Origin of the sequence: Streptomyces sp. NPDC006296 (assembly GCF_040613235.1) — a bacterium.
Classification (GTDB): domain Bacteria; phylum Actinomycetota; class Actinomycetes; order Streptomycetales; family Streptomycetaceae; genus Streptomyces.
Window position 1 is genome coordinate 86,919 of record NZ_JBEXRT010000021.1, and the last position, 17,466, is coordinate 104,384.

Genomic DNA, 17,466 nt, shown 5'->3' on the forward strand with positions numbered 1-17,466 from the left:
CAGGGAGACCGGCCGAGCGACAGCCGGGTCGTCGAGCGGACCCCGCCACGGCGTCATGCGCAGCCACCGGACGGTGTCGGCAAGATCCTCGGGAGAGGCCGTTCAGATGGTGTCCGAGCGCGACGGTGAGTGACTGAGCGCGTAAGGGATCAGGGCCCCGGCCCTGGGGGCGCCAGGAGGTGGAAGACTGGCGGGCATGGATATCCGCCGTAGGAACAACGTCACCGTTACCGGTTGTCCGGATGGGCCGGTGCTCCTGCTGGCACACGGGTTCGGCTGCGATCAGAACATGTGGCGCCTGGTCACCCCGGCGCTCGCGGTGAGTCACCGGGTGGTGCTCTTCGACTATGTGGGCTCGGGCAGAGCGGACCCGTCGGCCTGGGACGAGCAGCGTTACAGCTCGCTGGAAGGCTATGTCCGGGATGTGATGGAGGTGGTCGAGGAGCTGGACCTGCGGGAAGTGGTGTTCGTCGGGCACTCGGTCAGCGCGATGGTGGGAGCTCTCGCCGCTGCGGCGGCGCCGGAGCGTATCCGCCGGCTGGTGATGATCGCTCCTTCGCCTCGTTACACCGACGACGGGGGCTACCGCGGCGGGTTCAGTGCCGACGACATCGACGAGCTTCTGGAGTCGCTGGAATCGAACTACCTTGGCTGGTCGGCGGCGATGGCTCCATTCATCATGGGCAACGACGACCGCCCCGAACTCGGCCGGGAGCTGACCGCCTCCTTCTGCACGACCGACCCTGAGATGGCGCGGGTCTTCGCCCGCACGACGTTCCTGTCCGACAGCCGGGAGGACCTCAAGGCTGTCCAGGTGCCGACTCTCGTCCTGGAGTGCCGGCAGGACGTCATTGCTCCCCGCGGAGTCGGCGCCTACGTCCGCGATGCGATCCCCGCGAGTCGGCTGGTCACCTTGGAGGCGACAGGACACTGTCCGCAGCTGAGTGCACCGCGGTCCACGGCCGCAGCGATCGTCGACTTCGTCGGAGCCGCCTGATGGCGTGCGCCACGCGCCTCGGCGCCGACGAGGCTCCCGAACCGGACGAGGAAGCGGAGGCCCATGCCACGGACGCGGTCTTCACCTCACTGTTGGAGGACAGCGCCGAGGAGCTGTACGAGCAGGCTGCGTGCGGGTACCTGTCGACGCTGATGGACGGCACCATCGCGAAGATCAACACCACATTGCTGGAGTGGCTCGGCCTGGAGCGGTCCCGGGTGGTGGGGCGGATGCGGTTCACCGACCTGCTGAGCGTGGGCGGCAAGCTCTACCACGAGACCCACTTCGCCCCACTGCTTCAGATGAAGGGCGAGGTCAGCGGTGTCGCCCTGGACATCAACGGGGCTGCCGGGCGGATACCGGTGCTGGTCACCTCGAAGGTGAAGACCAGCGAGGACGGCGAACCACTGCTGATCCGCACCACCGTCTTCGACGCGCGCGACCGTCGTGCGTACGAGGCCGAGCTGCTGCGTGGCCGCCGAGCGGCCGAGGAGGCGCGTCGGCAGGCGGAGGCCGACCGCGTCCGGCTTCAGGAGGCACTCGCTGTCCTGCAGCAGAGTCTGCTGCCCGCCGAGTTGCCCGCAGTTCCCGGTGTAGAAGCCGCCTCCCATTACCACACGGCCTCCCCGGACCTGCTGGGCGGCGACTTCTACGACCTCTTCCGCCTGGACGCCCACCGGTGGGCGTTCTTCCTCGGCGACGTCTGCGGGAAGGGCCCCCGGGCCGCAGCGGTCACCTCGCTGGCCCGTTACACTCTGCGCGCCGCCGCTCTCCACGACCCCGACCCCGTCACCGCACTCACCACCCTGAACACGGTGCTGCACGATCGGTACTCGAGCGGCGAAGGCCGCTACTGCACGGCCATATTCGGCGTCATTCAGCCCGACGACCGCCACGTCGAGGTGCGGCTGGCCTCCGGAGGACATCCTTCCGCTCTGGTCCAGCGCGCCGATGGCAGCGCCGAGTATCTCCACACCCCCGGCGGTATGCTCATCGGCGTCCTTCCCCAGGCCCGGTTCGCCGCCGCCCGCGCCCGTCTGTACCCCGGCGACACCCTTCTTTTGTACACCGACGGTCTGACCGAGGCCCGGCCCGGACCGGACCGCTCGCTGTACGGCGACGAAGCCCTGCGCGCCTTCGCCACTGACCTGCCCGCACAGGGTCCGCAGGCATTGATCACGGCGCTCACCGGTCTGCTTGCCTCTTTCGGTGACGGACTCGACGACGACACCGCGCTGCTGGCCCTCGGCGTTCCCACCCTGTCTGCAACCCCGGAAGTGACAACCTGACATGAGCCCGCTGACGATCACCACCCGCCTCGTCGCCACCGGTCCCGTACTGGAGATCATCGGCGCTCTGGAGTACGAGACCGCGCCCGAACTCCGCAAGGCCGTGGACGGCCTCACTTTTGCAGGAGGGCAATGGCTGGTTCTTGACCTGGCCGGTCTGGACTTCTGTGACTCCAGCGGAATCAGCGCCCTGATCTCAGCCCGAAGCCTGGCCATCGAGCAAGGCGGCGGAATAGCCCTGGCCGCTGTTCCCGCCCGCATAGCCCGCACATTGGGCATCATCGGTCTGGACCAGGTCTTCACCATCTTCCCGGACGTCGCGACCGCCACCGATCGGGATCTGATGACCGGGCGAGTACCGGCTCCCCACTGGTGACAGCCCTTCCGCTTCGCGATGCCCCGTCGCGAGGCTCAGCCCCTTGTCCTCGCAGAGGAACTCGGCGGCCGGTAGGAGCCGTCCATAACCGGCGGGCGAGGAGGTCTCTGGAGACCCGGAACGGCTTCAATGACCCGGAACGGGCCCGGACGGAATGCCGCCCGGGCCCGGGCACGAGGGTCAGGCATCCTCGAGGGTGCCGTGCTGGTGCTTGCGCATCCACTCGTCCCCCCGGGTGACCGGCCTCAGACGGTTACCTTCGCAGGCTCGTTGCCGTCCTTGTCCCCGTCAGCCCCGTCGGCATTTCGTCCCTTCACGTATGCGAGGAAGCTGTTCAGCTCGCGCTTGACCACAGGGGCGAGCAGGTAGAGGCCGATGATGTTGATGACGGCGAGGGTGAAGAGGACCGCGTCGGCCAGGTCGATGAGGGTCTGCAGAGTGAGCAGGGATCCTGCGACGGCAAACAGGGTGTAGAGGCTCTTGTAGACGGTCTCGCTGGTGCGGCTGCGGCCGAAGAGATACGTCCAGGACTTGAGGCCGTAATAGCCCCAGGTCAGAACGGTCGAGATCGCGAAGAGCAGCACCGCTACCGTCAGGACGTAGGGGAACCAGGGGAGTACGGTCTCGAACGCGTCCGAGGTGATCGTCACGCCGCCGATGGACTCGCCGTTGCGGGCTTCGCCCCAGCTGGCCGGATTGGCGATGACGATGGTCAGCGCCGTCATGGTGCAGATGATGACGGTGTCGATGAACGGCTCCAGCAGTGCGACCAGGCCCTCGCTGGCCGGGTGCTCGGTCTTGACCGCGGAGTGGGCGATCGGGGCGGAGCCGATACCGGCCTCGTTGGAGAACGCGGCACGCTGGAAGCCGATGATCAGTGCGCCGAGGATGCCGCCCGCGACACCCTCGGGGTTGAAAGCGCCCTCGATGATCGTGCTGACCGCTGCGGGCACGGCGGTGATGTTGACCAGGATGACGACGAGGCAGGCGGCGATGTAGATGCCGGCCATCGCGGGGATGAGGCGGCTGGTGACCTGGGCGATGGAGCGGATGCCGCCGAGGAGCACAATGCCGACGAGCGCGGCGACGAGAATGCCGAAGACGAGGGCGCCGCCGGAGGAGCCCATCGCGCCGTTCTCTCCGCCGGTGACGGAGACGAGTTGGGCATAGGACTGGTTGACCTGGAAGAGGTTGCCGCCGAAGAGTCCGAAGAAAAGGATCATGATCGAGGCGAGAACGGCGAGGACCTTGCCGAAGGTCCTGCCGCTGTCGCCGAAGCGCTCGGCCAGTCCCTTGGGCAGGTAGTGCATGGGCCCGCCGGAGACGGTGCCGTCGGTGTGGACCTCGCGGTACTTCACACCGAGGGTGACTTCGACGAATTTGGTGGCCATGCCGAGCAGGCCGCAGAGGATCATCCAGAACGTGGCTCCGGCGCCACCGATCGAGACCGCGACGGCCACACCCGCGATGTTCCCCAGGCCTACCGTGCCGGAGACAGCGGCGGTCAGCGCCTGGAAGTGGTTGACCTCGCCTGTCGCATTCTTGTCGTCGTACTTCCCGCGCACCACGTTCACGGCGAGCCGGAACTTGCGGACCTGGACGAAGCCGAACCAACCGGTGAAGACCAGTCCCGCCACCACCAGCCATGTGACGATGAGCGGCACGTCCGCTCCGCCGATGCTGACCGAGTAGAAGACGATCTCACCCAGCCACTTGGCTATGGGCTCGAAGAAGCCGCTGACGGAGTCATCGATGTTCTGCGTGATGGAGTCAAGTGACACTGGTTACCTTGAGGACGCGGGAGTGGGGGACTGGGAACGCCTTCACTGCCCGGGAGGAGCCGACGGTGCTGTGCGGACGGCTGTATGGCATCTGCGGCGCAGAAGAGAGCCAGGGACCTCGAGAACTGCGGCAGGGCTTCCCGTACTCCGTTTGAACAGGCTGAGAGAACAACGGAGTTGGATAGTTCTACCATGCCCTTTACTAAAATTTTAGTGATGTAAATCACAGTCGAAGCGATCAGGCGTGCGGGCGTCGAGAGTGTGACGTGATCGTTATCCGAACTGTCCGTCACGCCTGCCGGGCATCTTCGGGGCGATGGTCCGTGACGTGTGGCGGCAGCTCGTGCCGGGCCTGCGGCAACTGCGCGATCCGTGCACGGGTGACGAGACGGCGCCCGAGGGGATCGTCGTGGGGTCGTGGTCACAGGTGGCCCGGTCCCGGAGTCACCACCTGCACCTCCAGCTGGAAGGCTTGATGGCGGGCGTTCCGGGAGTCGGGGGCGACCGGGGCGAACTGTGCGGGTGGGGAGTCGCTCCCGCTCGGCTTCTTCAGGGGCCGAAAGCCCTGAGGGTCGCGTCGACGAGCGAGTCGGCGTACGCGGCGGTCAGCGGACCGCTCCGATGCAGCCACCGCTGGAAGAGGGGGGCGTAGAGCATTTCGAGGACCAGGTCGAGGTCGGCCTCGGTGTCGAGCTGACCGGCTTCCTGGGCGCGGCGCAACCGGGCCTTCTTCGCTGCTTCCAGTGGCCGGGCCAGCTTCTCGCGGTACTCGGCAGCCAGCGCGGCATCGTTGGTGATCTCGGTGTTGAGCGCCCGGATCAGCCTGTCGAAGGACGGGTCGGTGAACTCCTCCGCCGTGGCGCGCATGACGAGCTTGAGGTCCGTCCGGAGGTTGCCCGTGTCCGGCAGCGCGACCGATTGCCCGCCCGCGTCCTCGCTCAGAGCCAGAAGGGCGGCGAAGACGACCGCGCTCTTCGACGGCCACCGCCGATAGATCGTCTGCTTGCCGACCCCGGCACGGGTGGCGATGGCTTCGACGGTGACCTTCTCGTATGCCTGCTCCACCACCAGGGCGCGGGCAGCCGCGAAGATCGCCTGCCGCGACCGCTCCTTGCGCCGGGAGTGGTCCGGCCCCTTCTCGATGGGCATGTGTTCAGCCTACCCGGAAGTGAAACGAGACGATCCGTTTTGATTGGCCTCCAGTGATGCCCTACATTCGAATCGAATCGAGACGAACCGTTTCCTTTACTGAGAGTGAGGTGCCGTGGGGAATCCAAGAGTCTGGCTCATCACCGGTGCGTCACGCGGCCTGGGCAGAGCTTTCGCCGAGGCCGCCCTGGCGGGCGGCGACCGAGTGGTGGCTGCCGCCCGCGACGTCCGGCCCCTTGCGGAACTGAACGAGAAGTACCCCGCCCACCTGGTCCCGCTTCCGCTGGACGTCGCCGACCGGCAGGGCGTGTTCGACGGGATGGAGCGGGCGGCATCTGCGTTCGGCGGGCTGGACCTTGTCGTCAACAACGCAGGCGGGATGCTCTACGGCATGGTGGAGGAAGCCACGGAGGAACAGATCCGGGCGCACATGGATGTGAACTTCTTCGGCGCTGTGTGGGTGGCTCAGGCGGCCCTTCCTTACCTGCGCGCCCAAGGCGGGGGACGGCTCTTCCAGGTCACCTCGATGGGCAGCGGCGGCGGCATGGCCACAGTCGGGGTCTACGGCGCGGGCAAGGCCGCGCTGGACGCGGTCAGTGAGGCGCTGGCGATGGAGGTCGAAGGATTCGACGTCAAGGTCACCATCGTGCAGATGGGCGGCTACAACACCGGCCTGTTCACCGCCGGCACCACGACCACCGAACCCCTGCCGAAGTATCAGCCCCTGCGCACCGCGATGGAGGCGATGTGGGGCGACGCTGTCGGCCCGGAGCCGGAAACCGCCGCCCCGGTCATCATGGAACTGGCCGCACTGCCGGACCCGCCCCGACGGCTGATAGTCGGCACCCAGTCCTTTGATCACGTCTTGGAGATGGGCCGTGCCCGAGCGGATCTGTACCGTTCCTGGGAGCACCTCAGCCGGATCGCCCCTGGCTGACCCGGTCCCGCGCCACTTCCTTCCCGTCCTCGCCCGTTGCGGTAGCGGGCAGGGCGGGGAAGGAGGTGAATCCCCTGTCCGGCGCGCAGCCGACGACCCACAGCAGATCCGCGAGACGGTCGGTACCGGGGACCCAGGCCCACAGCCGTGACCGCGAGGAGGAACGGCTCCAGGTACACCGGGGCGGCGACCACCGAATGGCGCACCGGTCCTGCGCCGGCTGGCTTTCCCGGGATCCTGTTTCTACGTCATCTCACTCTGACCCGAGATGCATGTTCCCGTCGCGCACGGGCCGTGTCGGCGCCCTGCGGTCCAGTACACCTCGTTGGTGCTCAGCGGACACCGTGTCTGCGATAGCGGATGTGGGTGGTCAGCGGTGAGTGAAGCACTTCGACGGGCTCGAAGCCGAAGGTCTCGACGCCTCCGAATATGCGCTCGCCGCTGCCGAGCAGGACGGGTGCGACATCTAGAGTCAGCTCATCGATCGCGCCGGCATTGAGGGCCTGTCGGACCGTCGATGCGCCGCCGGCGATATCCACGCCTCTGCCGCCGGCGGCCTCGAGAGCCTGCGCGTACGCGGCGTCGAAGCCTTCGGTGACGAAATGGAAGGTGGTCCCCCCTTCCCTTGTGATCGATTCGTGGGCGTAGCGAGTGAGCACGAAGACGGGGGCGTGGTAAGGAGGCTCGGGGCCCCACCATCCCTCCCACGTCTCGTTCCACTCACCTCGCATGGGCCCGAACATGTTTCGGCCCATGATGTAGGCGCCGCGCGGGCGCATCAGCCAGTTGTTGGCCGTCCTGTCAGCTTCGGTCGCTCGTGGGTCGCCCATATGCCAGCCATGCAGCTCTTGCCCACGCTTACCCAGAGGATTGTCCCGGCTCCGCTCGGGCCCAGCGACGAAGCCGTCGAGTGATATGGGACTGCTGCACGGTTGGGTGACACCTGACCTGGCTTGCTGAGAGGCAGCCTGGAAGGATGTTGCAGTGCCCAAGCCGTATCCCAAGGAGTTCCGCGAGGACGTCGTGCGGGTCGCGCGCAACCGCGAGCCCGGCGTCACCCTGGAACAGATCGCCGCCGACTTCGGCGTCCACCCGATCACGCTGTCGAAGTGGCTGCGCCGCGCCGACACCGATGAGGGCGCCAGGCCCGCAACGGCGTCGGGTGAGTCCGCCGAGCTGCGCGAGGCCCGCAAGCGCATCCGCCTCCTGGAGCAGGAGAACGAGGTGCTGCGCAGGGCCGCGGCGTATCTGTCGCAGGCGAAACTGCCGTCAAAATGATGTACCCGCTCGTCCGCGAGCTGGCCGCCGCCGCTGCCCCACGCAGGGTGCCGGTGGCGGTGACGTGCCGGGTGCTCAAGCCGGCCCGCCAGCCCTACTACCGGTGGCTGGCCTCACCGGTCACCGACACCGAACTCGCCGAGGCATACTGGGCGAACGCCCTGTTCGACGCACATCGCGACGATCCCGAATTCGGGCACCGCTTCCTCCTCGACGAGGCCCGCGCCGCCGGTGAGCCGATGGCCGAGCGGACCGCCTGGCGGATCTGCAGGGACAACGGCTGGTGGAGCGCGTTCGGCAAGCGCAAGGGCCGTGGGAAGACCGCCAAGGCCGGGCCCCCTGTCCACGACGACCGGGTCCGGCGCGACTTCACCGCCGACGGGCCGAACCGGCTGTGGCTGACGGACATCACCGAACACGCCACCGGCGAGGGCAAGCTGTACCTGTGCGCGGTCAAGGACGTCTACTCGGGCCGCATCGTGGGCTACTCCATCGACGCCCGGATGAAGTCCAGCCTCGCCGTCAGAGCCCTTGAATCCGCCGTCGCCCGCCGCGGCCAGGTCGCAGGATGCATCGTGCATTCCGACCGCGGGTCGCAATTCCGCTCACGGAAATTCGTCGCAGTTCTCGCACGTCACAGCATGATCGGATCGATGGGGAGAGTCGGTGCCGCCGGCGACAACGCGGCCATGGAGAGCTTCTTCGCGCTGCTGCAGAAAAACGTCCTCGACCGCCGCACCTGGGCCACCCGCCAGGAACTACGGATCGCGATCGTCACCTGGATCGAGCGCACCTACCACCGCCGCCGGCGCCAGAAACGCCTGGCCCGATTGACCCCCATCGAGTACGAGACCATCATGACCCCAGCCGCAGCCCTGGCTGCATAAACCCCGCTGTCACCCAACCGTGCAGCAGTCCCGGCCGCGTCCGCGAGGCGAATCGTGTCGCGGACGCGGCCTCGTCGACTGTCGGGCGATATCCGCGGGCCGCTCACCACGACGATCGGTTCAGCGGTGGGCGACGACTTCCACAGTGATCTTGAGATGCCGCCCCGTCATGCCCTTGGCCTTGGTGATGCCGAAGGCGTACCTGTCGATCGTAGTAGTACCGCTCGCTGTCATCCGCTTGCCCTCGTGGGCGACCGTGCCGAGTGTGACAGCGAGCGGCTGGGTCACCTCGCATACCGTCAACTCGCCGTGCAGAGTGGCCTCAGCGCCGGAATGTTCCAGATACCGGCTCCGGAAGCCGATCTCGGGAAACCGGGCCACGTCCAGGTAGTCAGCGGACCTGACGTGGTCGTCACGCTGCTGATTGCCCGACGTGAAGCTTCCTGCGTCCATCACGACGTGCACCAACGACTCTTCAGCTCGATCTGCCACAGTGATCCGGCCATGGCCGACGGTGAAGGTACCTCGGACGGGGAGTAACCCGAACATGGCGCGTGTGTCGAAGAGGACCGTTGATGCCACTGGATCGATCTCGTATGTACCTGCGGCTGGTAAAAGCAGGTTCTCCGGTGCTGTCATGAGCGCGTAGCCTCCGTGTGCTGAAGATCAACCCGTGAGGGGTCAGCCTCTCGCAGCAGCAGCGGGTGTGCCAGCCCCTGACTGATCGTTTCGGATCGCGACGGCCTGTGCGGGCCCACCCTGAGGCACCGGCGGATCTCGCGCTCGTCTGCCGCCTACGATCCGTTCGGTCCCCGGACATCTGCACCCGGACCCGTACGACACTCCTCCGGATACGTGAACCAGCGGGCGCTTCAGCCATCTCCCCGTACATGTCCCCATGGATGAGGCCGGCCCTGTCGGGGTGGCCGTGTCCGTCGGCTGGTGTGCTCTGCCCGACGGGCTGATCTCTGCGCCGTGAACTTGCTGTCCACTGTCCAGGCACGGGGCTGCAGTGTGCCTGGCGGCCACGGGCGGTAGCTGCGGACTCACGGCGCCTTCGGGCTGCGCGTTTCCTCACGCGCTTCACGGACACAGTGTGCGCGGCAGCATGATGGTCTACTGCAACGGGTGACCACGTGTCTGACCGGTCGGTACGAGGACTGCCGGCGGCGAGCGGATGAGGCTGTGATGAGTGAACTGGCGAAGCCCGAGATCGACCTGCCGGTGGGTGAGGCTCCCACCGAGTTGACCACCCGTGACCTCGTGGCCGGGGACGGGCTCGAGGCGAGGCCGGGCAGGGTCGTCCATGTGCACTACGTCGGGGTCACCTTCGAGTCCGGAAAGGAGTTCGACGCCTCCTGGGACCGGGGCCGGACGTTCAAGTTCGCCGTGGGCGGCGGCAAGGTCATCAAAGGGTGGGACCGCGGTATCAGAGGGATGAGAGTCGGCGGCCGGCGCGAGATCATCGTTCCCCCGCGCCTCGGCTACGGCGACCTGTCACCCTCACCCTCGATCCCGGCGGGCTCGACACTCCTCTTCGTGGTCGACCTGCTCTCCGTCGCCGTATGAAGGCTCCCGCTGTGCGGCGGCCTCCGCGCCCACCACCGGAGGCGGGGGAACCGGCCTCCCCCCGTCGAGGGTGAGAGCAGAGGGGGAGGCCGGGTGTCATTCGGCCATGCGGTAGTTCCTGTGACCGGATCGGTCGAGAGGGGCGCAGCGGCCCCGTGAAGCCGGTATCGGCGGGAGGCGAGTGGAACATCTGGACCGGGGTACGAGTCGGGCCGGCAGATGAGGAGTGCTACTGCGGACGACGGCCAGAGCGTGGCAGCGGACCCGGCAGCAGTCTCATCGAGAAACTGTCTGGCATCTGCATGCGAGAGTCTTCCGCCAGCGACCGGTCCGAGCGGCCTGTCCGGCGCGAAGGCACTCGCGGCTGTACCGTGATCATCGCTCACCCAGTCCTCGGTGAGCGTCAGGAAGGAAGTCTCCGTGGTCCATGTAGAACGACAGATCACCGTCCAGCACCCGTTGGCGGAGGTGGTGCGCTACCTGGCCGATTTCTCTCATGCGGTCGACTGGGACCCGGGGACGCAGGAATGCGAACGCATCGGCGAAGGCCCTCTGGCCGAAGGCGCTCAGTGGCACAACGTCTCCGAGTTCCGTGGCCGGCGCACAGAGCTCCAGTACCGGTTGGTCACGCTGACTGACGACCATGTGGTCTTCGAGGGCAAGAACAAGACCGCCACCTCACGCGACGACCTGAGCATGCGGGCCGACGGAGAACACACGGTCGTCACCTACCGCGCGACGATCCGGTTCCACGGCCTGGCGCGCCTGGCCGATCCCTTCCTGCGCCGCGAATTCGAGCGCCTGGGCGACGAGATCACCGTCAGCATGCCTGCCGCCATCGGCGGGCAGGCAGCATGACCCCGTAGGAAACGAAGCTGCCGATAGCCGCAGGGGGCGAGATCGCGTCCTGAGACCTGTCGCGTATCTCCGGGCAGCCGGGCATGAGGCCCGCCACGCGTGGGGATCGGCGGCGTGAGGCGTTCGGGGGTGTCGTTCGCTCCGCCATCCACGGGGTGGTCGTGATCGGTGATGCAGACGCCTCGGAGCCCCCCGGTGCGCCGACAGCGCACAGTACGTGCCCCTCCGAGGAGTGCGCCGGAAGGTCTGTGGCCACGGTCCGGCGCCGCTCGTGCGTCCGGCCGATGGCGCCGGAAACCTGAGGGGGTTGCGGCGCCATCGGTGTGCCGGTCCGGTACCTGGAGACGGATCCGGGCGCTATGTCCGGAATGGCTCGGGAGCTGGTCCGTGATCGCTGGGAACCGGCTGCTGGTGGGGAAAGGCTGTCAGGCCGCTCTCTGTTCCGCTGTCCGTTTCGGGTCGTGGTGGATGGAGTGTGCGCCGCCGGTCAGCGGCAGGCCCGTTCCGCCGCGTTTCGCCGCGATGATCTCCGCGGCGATGGACAGGGCTGTTTCTTCGGGTGTGTGGGCTCCGAGGTCCAGCCCGATGGGGGATCGCAGCCGTGCCAGCTCGTGATCGTTCAGTCCTGCCTCACGCAGCCGCCGCAGCCGGTCTTCGTGGGTCCGGCGCGAGCCCATCGCACCGATGAACGCGACCGGTCTCCGGAGCGCTTCGGTGAGCAGGGGTACGTCGAACCGGGCTTCGTGGGTGAGGACGCACAGCACGGTGCGTTCGTCGGTCCGGGTGGTCCGCAGGTAGCGGTGTGGCCAGTCGACGACGACTTCGTCGGCCTCGGGGAAGCGGGCCCGGGTGGTGAAGGCGGGTCTGGCGTCGCACACGGTGACGTGGTGGCCCAGGAACTTGCCGACCTGCACCAGGGCCGTGGCGAAGTCGACGGCACCGAACACGATCATGCGGGGTGGTTCCACGCTGCACTCGACGAGCAGGGTGAGCCCGCCAGGGCAGTGCGAGCCGTCCTCGGAGAGGGCGACGGTGCCGGTCCGGCCGGTGTCCAGCAGGGCCCGTGCCTCGGCCGCCGCCGTGCGGTCCAGCTCCGTGCGGCCGCCGAGCCCACCCTCGTGGCTGCCGTCGGGGCGGACCAGCAGGGCCCGGCCGAGCAGCTCCGCCGGGCCGCATACGATCCGGGCGAGCGCCGCCTGCCCGCCTGAGACTGCGGCGGAGGTCGCGGCCCGCAGCACTTCACGTTGCGGTGATCCCTCATGGACCGGTGTGACCATGATGTCGAGGACCCCGCCGCAGGTCAGGCCGACGGCGAAGGCGTCCTCGTCGCTGTAGCCGAAGCGTTCGCGTACGGTTCGGCCGTCCTGGAGGGCCTGGGCGCACAGTTCGTACACGGCGCTCTCCACGCAGCCGCCGGAGACCGAGCCGATGGCTGTGCCCTGGGTGTCGACGGCGAGGGCCGCTCCGGGGCCGCGTGGGGCGCTGCCGTCCACGGCGACGACGGTGGCGACCGCGAACTCCCGGCCCTCGTCCATCCAGGTGTTCAGCGTGTCGGCGATGTCAAGCATCCGCCGCTCCGCTGTCCGTGGGCGGAAGTGCGGGTGCCGCGAGGACACGGTCGGGGCGGATGGGCAGATTCCGGTGGCGTACGCCGGTGGCGTGCCAGACCGCGTTGGCGACGGCCGCGGCCGCGCCCACGATGCCGACCTCGCCGACTCCCTTGATCCCGATGGGGTCGTCGGGGTCGTGGTCGTCCACCCAGTCGGCCTCGATGGCGGGCACGTCGGCGTGTGTGGCCACGTGGTAGCCGGCGAGGTCGGGGGAGTAGTGGCGGCCGGTGTTGCGGTCGCGGACCGCCTCCTCGTGCAGGGCCATGGAGATACCCCAGGTCATTCCGCCGACCAGTTGGTTGCGGGCGGTGAGCGGGTTCACGATCCGGCCGGCCGCGAAGATGCCCAGCATGCGGCGGACCCGGACCTCGCCGGAGGCGGTGTCCACGGCGACCTCCGCGAACTGGGCGCCGAAGGAGTGCCGTTCCTTCTGCGCGAGGGCGCCGAGGGCCTCGGTGGTGTCGGAGCGCACGGTGATCCCCTCCGGCGGGATGTCCGGGGCCGTCGCGAGCCGTTCCCGCAGTTCGGTGGCGGCCGCGGTGACCGCCCAGGCCCAGGAGCGGGTGCCCATGGAACCGCCGGCGATCATCGCGGGGCCGAAGTCGCTGTCGCCGATCCGGACGTGGACCCGTTCCGGGGTGGTCTCCAGGGCGTCGGCGGCGATCAGGGTGAGCGCGGTGCGGGCGCCGGTACCGATGTCCGCGGCGGCGATCCGTACGATGTAGGAGCCGCTCGCCTCCGCCGTGACCAGGGCCGTGGACGGCATGGCTCCGGCGCCGAAAGAGGCTGCCGCCATTCCTGTGCCGAGCAGCCAGCGGCCGTCGCGGCGGATGCCCGGACGGGGGTCGCGGTCCGCCCAGCCGAACCTGCGGGCGCCCTCGCGGAGGCAGGCGGCCAGGTTGTTGCTGCTGAACGGGAGGCCGGATACGGGTCCGGTCTCGGGCTCGTTGCGCAGGCGGAGTTCGACCGGGTCGACACCGGCGCGTTCGGCCAGTTCGTCGAGGGCCGACTCGATCGCGAACGACCCCGGTGCCTCGCCCGGCGCCCGCATCCAGGTGGGGGAGGGCACGTCGAGGCGTACGACGTGGTTGGCCGTGCGGTGGGCGTCGGCGTCGTACAGGATCCGGGCGACGCCCGCGCTCGGCTCGACGAACTCGTAGACGGTCGAGGTCTGGTTGAGCGAGCGGTGTTCCAGGGCGCGGAGCCGGCCGTCGGGGTCCGCGCCGAGCCTGACCCGCTGGGCGGTGGGGCTGCGGTATCCGGCCAGCGAGAACGTCTGGCGTCGCGTCAGGACGACGCGTACCGGCCGCTGGAGTGCGGTGGCGGCCATGACCGCGGACACCTGGTGAGCGCGCAGGCCCTTGCTGCCGAACCCGCCGCCGATGTGCTCGGAGCGCACCCGTACCGAGGACACGTCGAGGGAGAACAGCGTGGCCAGCTCCGACTGGACCCAGCCGGCGCCCTGGTTGGAGTCGACGACCTCCAGCCGTCCGTCCTCCCACCGGGCGGTGGCCGCGTGCGGCTCCATCATGCTGTGCTGTTCCTCGGGGGTGGTGTACTCCTCGTCCAGCACGACGGCGGAGGCGGCCAGCCGGCCCTCCAGATCGCCCTTCTCGGTCTCCGCGGGCATGTGACCGGCGGCCGGGTAGGCATCGGGGTCGTCCGCGGTCAGCACGGTGGTGTGCGGCTCCCGGTCGTACGTCACCACCAGCGTCTCGGCTGCCTCCCTCGCCTCCTCGGGGGTCTCGGCCACGACCAGGGCGACCGGCCAGCCGGCGAACGGCACCCTGTCGTGCTGGAAGACGACGGCGGCCGGGTCCGGTGGGGTGCCGAGCATGCCGACGTAATCGGTGTGCAGGCGCGGGGCGTTGCCGTGGTGGAGCACGGTGAGGACGCCCGGCATGGCGAGCACCGGGGCGGTGTCGATGTCACGAATGCGCCCGCGGGCGACGGTGGAGAGGACCAGCCAGCCGTGGGCCAGGCCGGCGAAGGGGATCTCGCCGGCGTAACGCGCGGTGCCGGTGACCTTCTCGCGGCCCTCGACCCGGGTGCGGGCGGTGCCGACGGCCGTGCGCAGCGCCGGGGGGCCCGGCGTGGTGGTGGTCATCGGGCGTCACCTTCCGCCAGTTCGGTCAGGACGGAGACCACGAGGTTGCGCATGAGGGTCACCTTGTATCCGTTGTCGGGCAGTGGTGCGGCGGCGGCGAGTTCGGCGTCCGCGGCGGCCGCGAAGGTCGCGCCGGTGGCCGGTGCGCCGGTCAGGACGGTCTCGGCGGCACGGGCACGCCAGGGCCGGGAGGCGACGGCTCCCAGGGCGAGCCGCGCCTCGCGGACCCGCCCGTCCTGCACGTCCAGTGCGGCGGCGACGGACCCGATGGCGAAGGCGTAGGAGGCGCGCTCGCGCACCTTGCGGTAGCGGGAGTGGGCGGCGACCGGCGCCGGGGGCAGGGTGATGTGGGTGATCAGTGCGCCGGGCGGCAGGTTCGTCTCGCGGTGCGGGGTGTCGCCGACAGGGAGGTAGAGGTCGGTGAGCGGCACCTCGCCCGGCCCGTCGAGGGTCTCGTAACGGACCTGGGCGTCGAACGCCGTCAGGGCCACGCCCATGTCGGAGGGGTGCACGGCGACGCAGTGGTCGGAGGCACCGAGGACCGCGTGGTTGTGGTGCTCACCGGCGACGGCCGGGCAGCCGCTGCCGGGGACGCGCTTGTTGCACGGTCCGCTGACGTCGGTGAAGTAGCCGCAGCGGGTGCGCTGGAGCAGATTGCCGCCGACCGTGGCCATGTTGCGCAGCTGCCCGGAGGCTCCGGCCAGCACGGCCTGGCTCAAGGCCGGGTAACGACGGCGGACGTCGGGGTGGGCCGCCAGATCGCTGTTGGTGACGGTCGCCCCGATACGCAGGCCGCCGTCCCCCGTGGACTCGACCCGGTCCAGCGGCAGTTCGCGCACGTCGACGAGGAGGGCGGGGCGTTCGACGCCGCTCTTCATCAGGTCGACCAGGTTGGTGCCACCGCCGAGGAACCGCGCGTCCGGTCCGGTCGCGAGCAGGTCGAGGGCACCGGTGACGTCCTGGGCGCGCCGGTAGTCGAACTCCTTCACGCGGCGGCCTCCTCGGCTGTTGCCGTACGGGCCTCTTCGTGGGCCCGGGCGCCCTGGGCGACGGCCTGGACGATGGAGACGTACGCACCGCAGCGGCACAGGTTGCCGCTCATCCGTTCGCGGATCTCTTCGGGTGTGAGGGGTGGTGGCACCGACTCGGGGCGCACGTCCGCGGTGGCGGCGCTCGGCCAGCCGGCCGCGTGCTCCTCGATGACGGCGATGGCCGAGCAGACCTGGCCGGGCGTGCAGTAGCCGCACTGGTAGCCGTCGAGGTCGAGGAACGCCTGCTGGACGGGGTGCAGGTCCTCGCCGTCGGCGATGCCTTCGATGGTGGTGATCTCGCGTCCCTCGGCCGCCACCGCGAGATGGAGGCAGGAGACGGCGCGGCGCCGGTCGACCAGGACCGTGCAGGCCCCGCACTGCCCCTGGTCGCAGCCCTTCTTGGTGCCGGTGAGGCCGAGGCGCTCGCGCAGGGCGTCGAGGAGTGTGGTGCGGTGGTCGACGGACAGGTGGTGCTTCTCGCCGTTGATGTCCAGAGCGACCGTACGGGTGGTCGACGAGGGTGCTGGAACCATGATCAGCTTTCTTCGGTGTCCGGTGACGGGGAGATCGGCGCGACGGCAGCCGTCCGGGTGCACAGCCCGATGCGTACCGGCACCGGGCCGCGCTAAGGTAGCCCTAACCGGACTGCTGTCCGCTTGGACGACCAACGTAACGGACAGTTGTCCGCTTAACAAGGACGGAACTCCGCCACACACACGTCAGGAGGACGCGTGTCCCAGCAGAAGAAGGAAACGCCCGCGCGTTCGGACGCCGTGCGCAACCGCGAGCGCATCCTGCACGTCGCCATGACCGAGCTGACGGTGCGCCCGGACGCCCCCCTGAGCGCGATCGCGAAGAAGGCAGGCGTCGGACAGGGCACGTTCTACCGCAACTTCCCCCACCGCGAAGCACTCGTCCTGGAGATCTACCGCTACGAGATGCAACAGGTCGCCACCGCCGCGGCCGAGCTCCTGTGCAGCCGCGCACCCGACGCGGCCCTGCGCGAGTGGATGGACCGACTCGCCCGGTTCGCCATGACCAAAGCCGGACTCGCCGACGCGATCCGGCTGGTCACAAGCACACCGGGCGGCCCGGCCAAACCCGGACCCGCCCCGGTGATGGAAGCCGCCGGAACGCTGCTCCGCGCCAACGAGGAGGCCGGCACCATCCGGCCGGGCGTGACCCCGGACGACTTCTTCCTGGCCATCGCCGGCCTCTGGCAGCTGGATCCGCAGGAAGACTGGCAGCCCAGGGCCGCCCGCCTGCTGGACCTCGTGATGAACGGACTGCGCGCGGGGGCGCCCGGCCACTGAGAGCTGCGGGCCGGTGGTCCCACCCGCGACGAGCCACCGGATCCGACGGCTGCGGACCCTCGCTGCTGACCTCGGGATCGAGACCCGCGGTCACACCCGGTCGACGGTGGCCGGAATTCGCTCAACGGTGGACCTAACAAGCCGGTCCGGCCGTGGTGATCGGCCACCCGCTCCACCGAGACGGATGCCGACCGCTGCCGCCGGCCCTTCTCGTGGCGCCTCGCAAGCAGAACACACGTTTCGCCTGTTCAGGCAGACACCCAGGTCACCGGTACGCCGACCGC

General features: G+C 69.1%; 16 protein-coding genes. 8 read left to right on the plus strand and 8 right to left on the minus strand.

Annotated features, from left to right (window positions below):
• Positions 1-196: 196 nt before the first annotated feature.
• From ABZ172_RS17120 to ABZ172_RS17130, 3 genes are read left to right on the plus strand one after another with little or no spacing between them, the layout of a single operon-like run.
• Complete coding sequence (locus tag ABZ172_RS17120; RefSeq protein WP_356884539.1) at positions 197-997, plus strand: alpha/beta hydrolase; 801 nt, start codon at positions 197-199, stop codon at positions 995-997.
• A complete protein-coding gene (locus tag ABZ172_RS17125; protein WP_356884540.1) occupies positions 997-2,286 on the plus strand; it encodes a SpoIIE family protein phosphatase in 1,290 nt (429 codons plus the stop codon). The genes ABZ172_RS17120 and ABZ172_RS17125 overlap by 1 nt, the downstream gene beginning before the upstream one ends.
• Position 2,287: 1 nt before the next feature.
• Positions 2,288-2,662: an STAS domain-containing protein gene (locus ABZ172_RS17130; protein ID WP_356884541.1), complete on the plus strand. Its 375-nt coding sequence runs from the start codon at positions 2,288-2,290 to the stop codon at positions 2,660-2,662.
• 245 nt (positions 2,663-2,907) lie between these two features.
• Here the strand turns inward: ABZ172_RS17130 and ABZ172_RS17135 are convergent, their stop codons facing one another.
• Together ABZ172_RS17135 and ABZ172_RS17140 are read right to left on the minus strand one after the other, a co-directional pair.
• On the minus strand, positions 2,908-4,443 hold the full coding sequence (locus ABZ172_RS17135) for an alanine/glycine:cation symporter family protein (protein WP_356884542.1): 1,536 nt from the start codon (positions 4,441-4,443) through the stop codon (positions 2,908-2,910).
• Between the two features lie 549 nt (positions 4,444-4,992).
• Positions 4,993-5,592: a TetR/AcrR family transcriptional regulator gene (locus ABZ172_RS17140; RefSeq protein WP_356884543.1), complete on the minus strand. Its 600-nt coding sequence runs from the start codon at positions 5,590-5,592 to the stop codon at positions 4,993-4,995.
• A gap of 115 nt (positions 5,593-5,707) precedes the next feature.
• Here ABZ172_RS17140 and ABZ172_RS17145 point away from each other — a divergent pair, with 115 nt between their 5' ends.
• Complete coding sequence (locus ABZ172_RS17145) at positions 5,708-6,529, plus strand: SDR family NAD(P)-dependent oxidoreductase (protein WP_356884544.1); 822 nt, start codon at positions 5,708-5,710, stop codon at positions 6,527-6,529.
• 332 nt (positions 6,530-6,861) lie between these two features.
• Here ABZ172_RS17145 and ABZ172_RS17150 read toward each other — a convergent pair whose 3' ends face one another.
• Complete coding sequence (locus tag ABZ172_RS17150; protein WP_356884566.1) at positions 6,862-7,446, minus strand: dihydrofolate reductase family protein; 585 nt, start codon at positions 7,444-7,446, stop codon at positions 6,862-6,864.
• A 67-nt stretch (positions 7,447-7,513) separates the two neighbouring features.
• Here ABZ172_RS17150 and ABZ172_RS17155 point away from each other — a divergent pair.
• Positions 7,514-8,694 (plus strand): IS3 family transposase gene (locus ABZ172_RS17155; RefSeq protein ID WP_356884545.1). Its coding sequence is split into 2 segments (ribosomal slippage): positions 7,514-7,798 and positions 7,801-8,694, totalling 1,179 coding nucleotides; the frame shifts between segments, so codons are not numbered across the junction.
• A 120-nt stretch (positions 8,695-8,814) separates the two neighbouring features.
• Here the strand turns inward: ABZ172_RS17155 and ABZ172_RS17160 are convergent.
• Positions 8,815-9,333: a YceI family protein gene (locus ABZ172_RS17160; RefSeq protein ID WP_356884546.1), complete on the minus strand. Its 519-nt coding sequence runs from the start codon at positions 9,331-9,333 to the stop codon at positions 8,815-8,817.
• Positions 9,334-9,882: 549 nt separating this feature from the next.
• Here ABZ172_RS17160 and ABZ172_RS17165 point away from each other — a divergent pair.
• Both ABZ172_RS17165 and ABZ172_RS17170 read left to right on the plus strand, forming a co-directional pair.
• Positions 9,883-10,263 (plus strand): FKBP-type peptidyl-prolyl cis-trans isomerase, encoded by a 381-nt coding sequence (locus ABZ172_RS17165; RefSeq protein ID WP_356884547.1) that lies wholly within the window; start codon positions 9,883-9,885, stop codon positions 10,261-10,263.
• A gap of 420 nt (positions 10,264-10,683) precedes the next feature.
• Positions 10,684-11,121: an SRPBCC family protein gene (locus ABZ172_RS17170; RefSeq protein ID WP_356884567.1), complete on the plus strand. Its 438-nt coding sequence runs from the start codon at positions 10,684-10,686 to the stop codon at positions 11,119-11,121.
• 425 nt (positions 11,122-11,546) lie between these two features.
• Here ABZ172_RS17170 and ABZ172_RS17175 read toward each other — a convergent pair whose 3' ends face one another.
• From ABZ172_RS17175 to ABZ172_RS17190, 4 genes are read right to left on the minus strand one after another with little or no spacing between them, the layout of a single operon-like run.
• Positions 11,547-12,689, minus strand: coding sequence for an XdhC/CoxI family protein (locus ABZ172_RS17175; protein WP_356884548.1), 1,143 nt, complete (start codon positions 12,687-12,689; stop codon positions 11,547-11,549).
• Complete coding sequence (locus tag ABZ172_RS17180) at positions 12,682-14,838, minus strand: xanthine dehydrogenase family protein molybdopterin-binding subunit (protein ID WP_356884549.1); 2,157 nt, start codon at positions 14,836-14,838, stop codon at positions 12,682-12,684. The genes ABZ172_RS17175 and ABZ172_RS17180 overlap by 8 nt, the downstream gene beginning before the upstream one ends.
• Positions 14,835-15,827 carry a xanthine dehydrogenase family protein subunit M gene (locus ABZ172_RS17185; protein ID WP_356884550.1) on the minus strand — a complete coding sequence of 331 codons (993 nt, stop codon included), beginning with the start codon at positions 15,825-15,827 and terminating at the stop codon, positions 14,835-14,837. Before ABZ172_RS17185 ends, ABZ172_RS17180 begins: the two co-directional genes overlap by 4 nt.
• The gene (locus tag ABZ172_RS17190; RefSeq protein WP_356884551.1) at positions 15,824-16,402 is read right to left on the minus strand and encodes a 2Fe-2S iron-sulfur cluster-binding protein; all 579 of its coding nucleotides are present in this window, start codon (positions 16,400-16,402) and stop codon (positions 15,824-15,826) included. The genes ABZ172_RS17185 and ABZ172_RS17190 overlap by 4 nt, the downstream gene beginning before the upstream one ends.
• Positions 16,403-16,600: 198 nt before the next feature.
• Between ABZ172_RS17190 and ABZ172_RS17195 the strand changes: the two genes are divergently transcribed.
• Entirely contained in the window at positions 16,601-17,182 is a 582-nt protein-coding gene (locus tag ABZ172_RS17195) for a TetR/AcrR family transcriptional regulator (RefSeq protein WP_356884552.1), read from the plus strand.
• The last annotated feature ends 284 nt before the right edge of the window (positions 17,183-17,466 follow it).

Bases quoted from the DNA above. Each gene is read 5' to 3' on its own strand.
- ABZ172_RS17120 (WP_356884539.1), top strand. From the start codon at position 197: ATGGATATCCGCCGTAGGAACAACGTCACCGTTACCGGTTGTCCGGAT.
- ABZ172_RS17125 (WP_356884540.1), top strand. From the start codon at position 997: ATGGCGTGCGCCACGCGCCTCGGCGCCGACGAGGCTCCCGAACCGGAC.
- ABZ172_RS17130 (WP_356884541.1), top strand. From the start codon at position 2,288: ATGAGCCCGCTGACGATCACCACCCGCCTCGTCGCCACCGGTCCCGTA.
- ABZ172_RS17140 (WP_356884543.1), bottom strand. From the start codon at position 5,592: ATGCCCATCGAGAAGGGGCCGGACCACTCCCGGCGCAAGGAGCGGTCG.
- ABZ172_RS17160 (WP_356884546.1), bottom strand. From the start codon at position 9,333: ATGACAGCACCGGAGAACCTGCTTTTACCAGCCGCAGGTACATACGAG.
- ABZ172_RS17165 (WP_356884547.1), top strand. From the start codon at position 9,883: ATGAGTGAACTGGCGAAGCCCGAGATCGACCTGCCGGTGGGTGAGGCT.
- ABZ172_RS17175 (WP_356884548.1), bottom strand. From the start codon at position 12,689: ATGCTTGACATCGCCGACACGCTGAACACCTGGATGGACGAGGGCCGG.
- ABZ172_RS17180 (WP_356884549.1), bottom strand. From the start codon at position 14,838: ATGACCACCACCACGCCGGGCCCCCCGGCGCTGCGCACGGCCGTCGGC.
- ABZ172_RS17190 (WP_356884551.1), bottom strand. From the start codon at position 16,402: ATGGTTCCAGCACCCTCGTCGACCACCCGTACGGTCGCTCTGGACATC.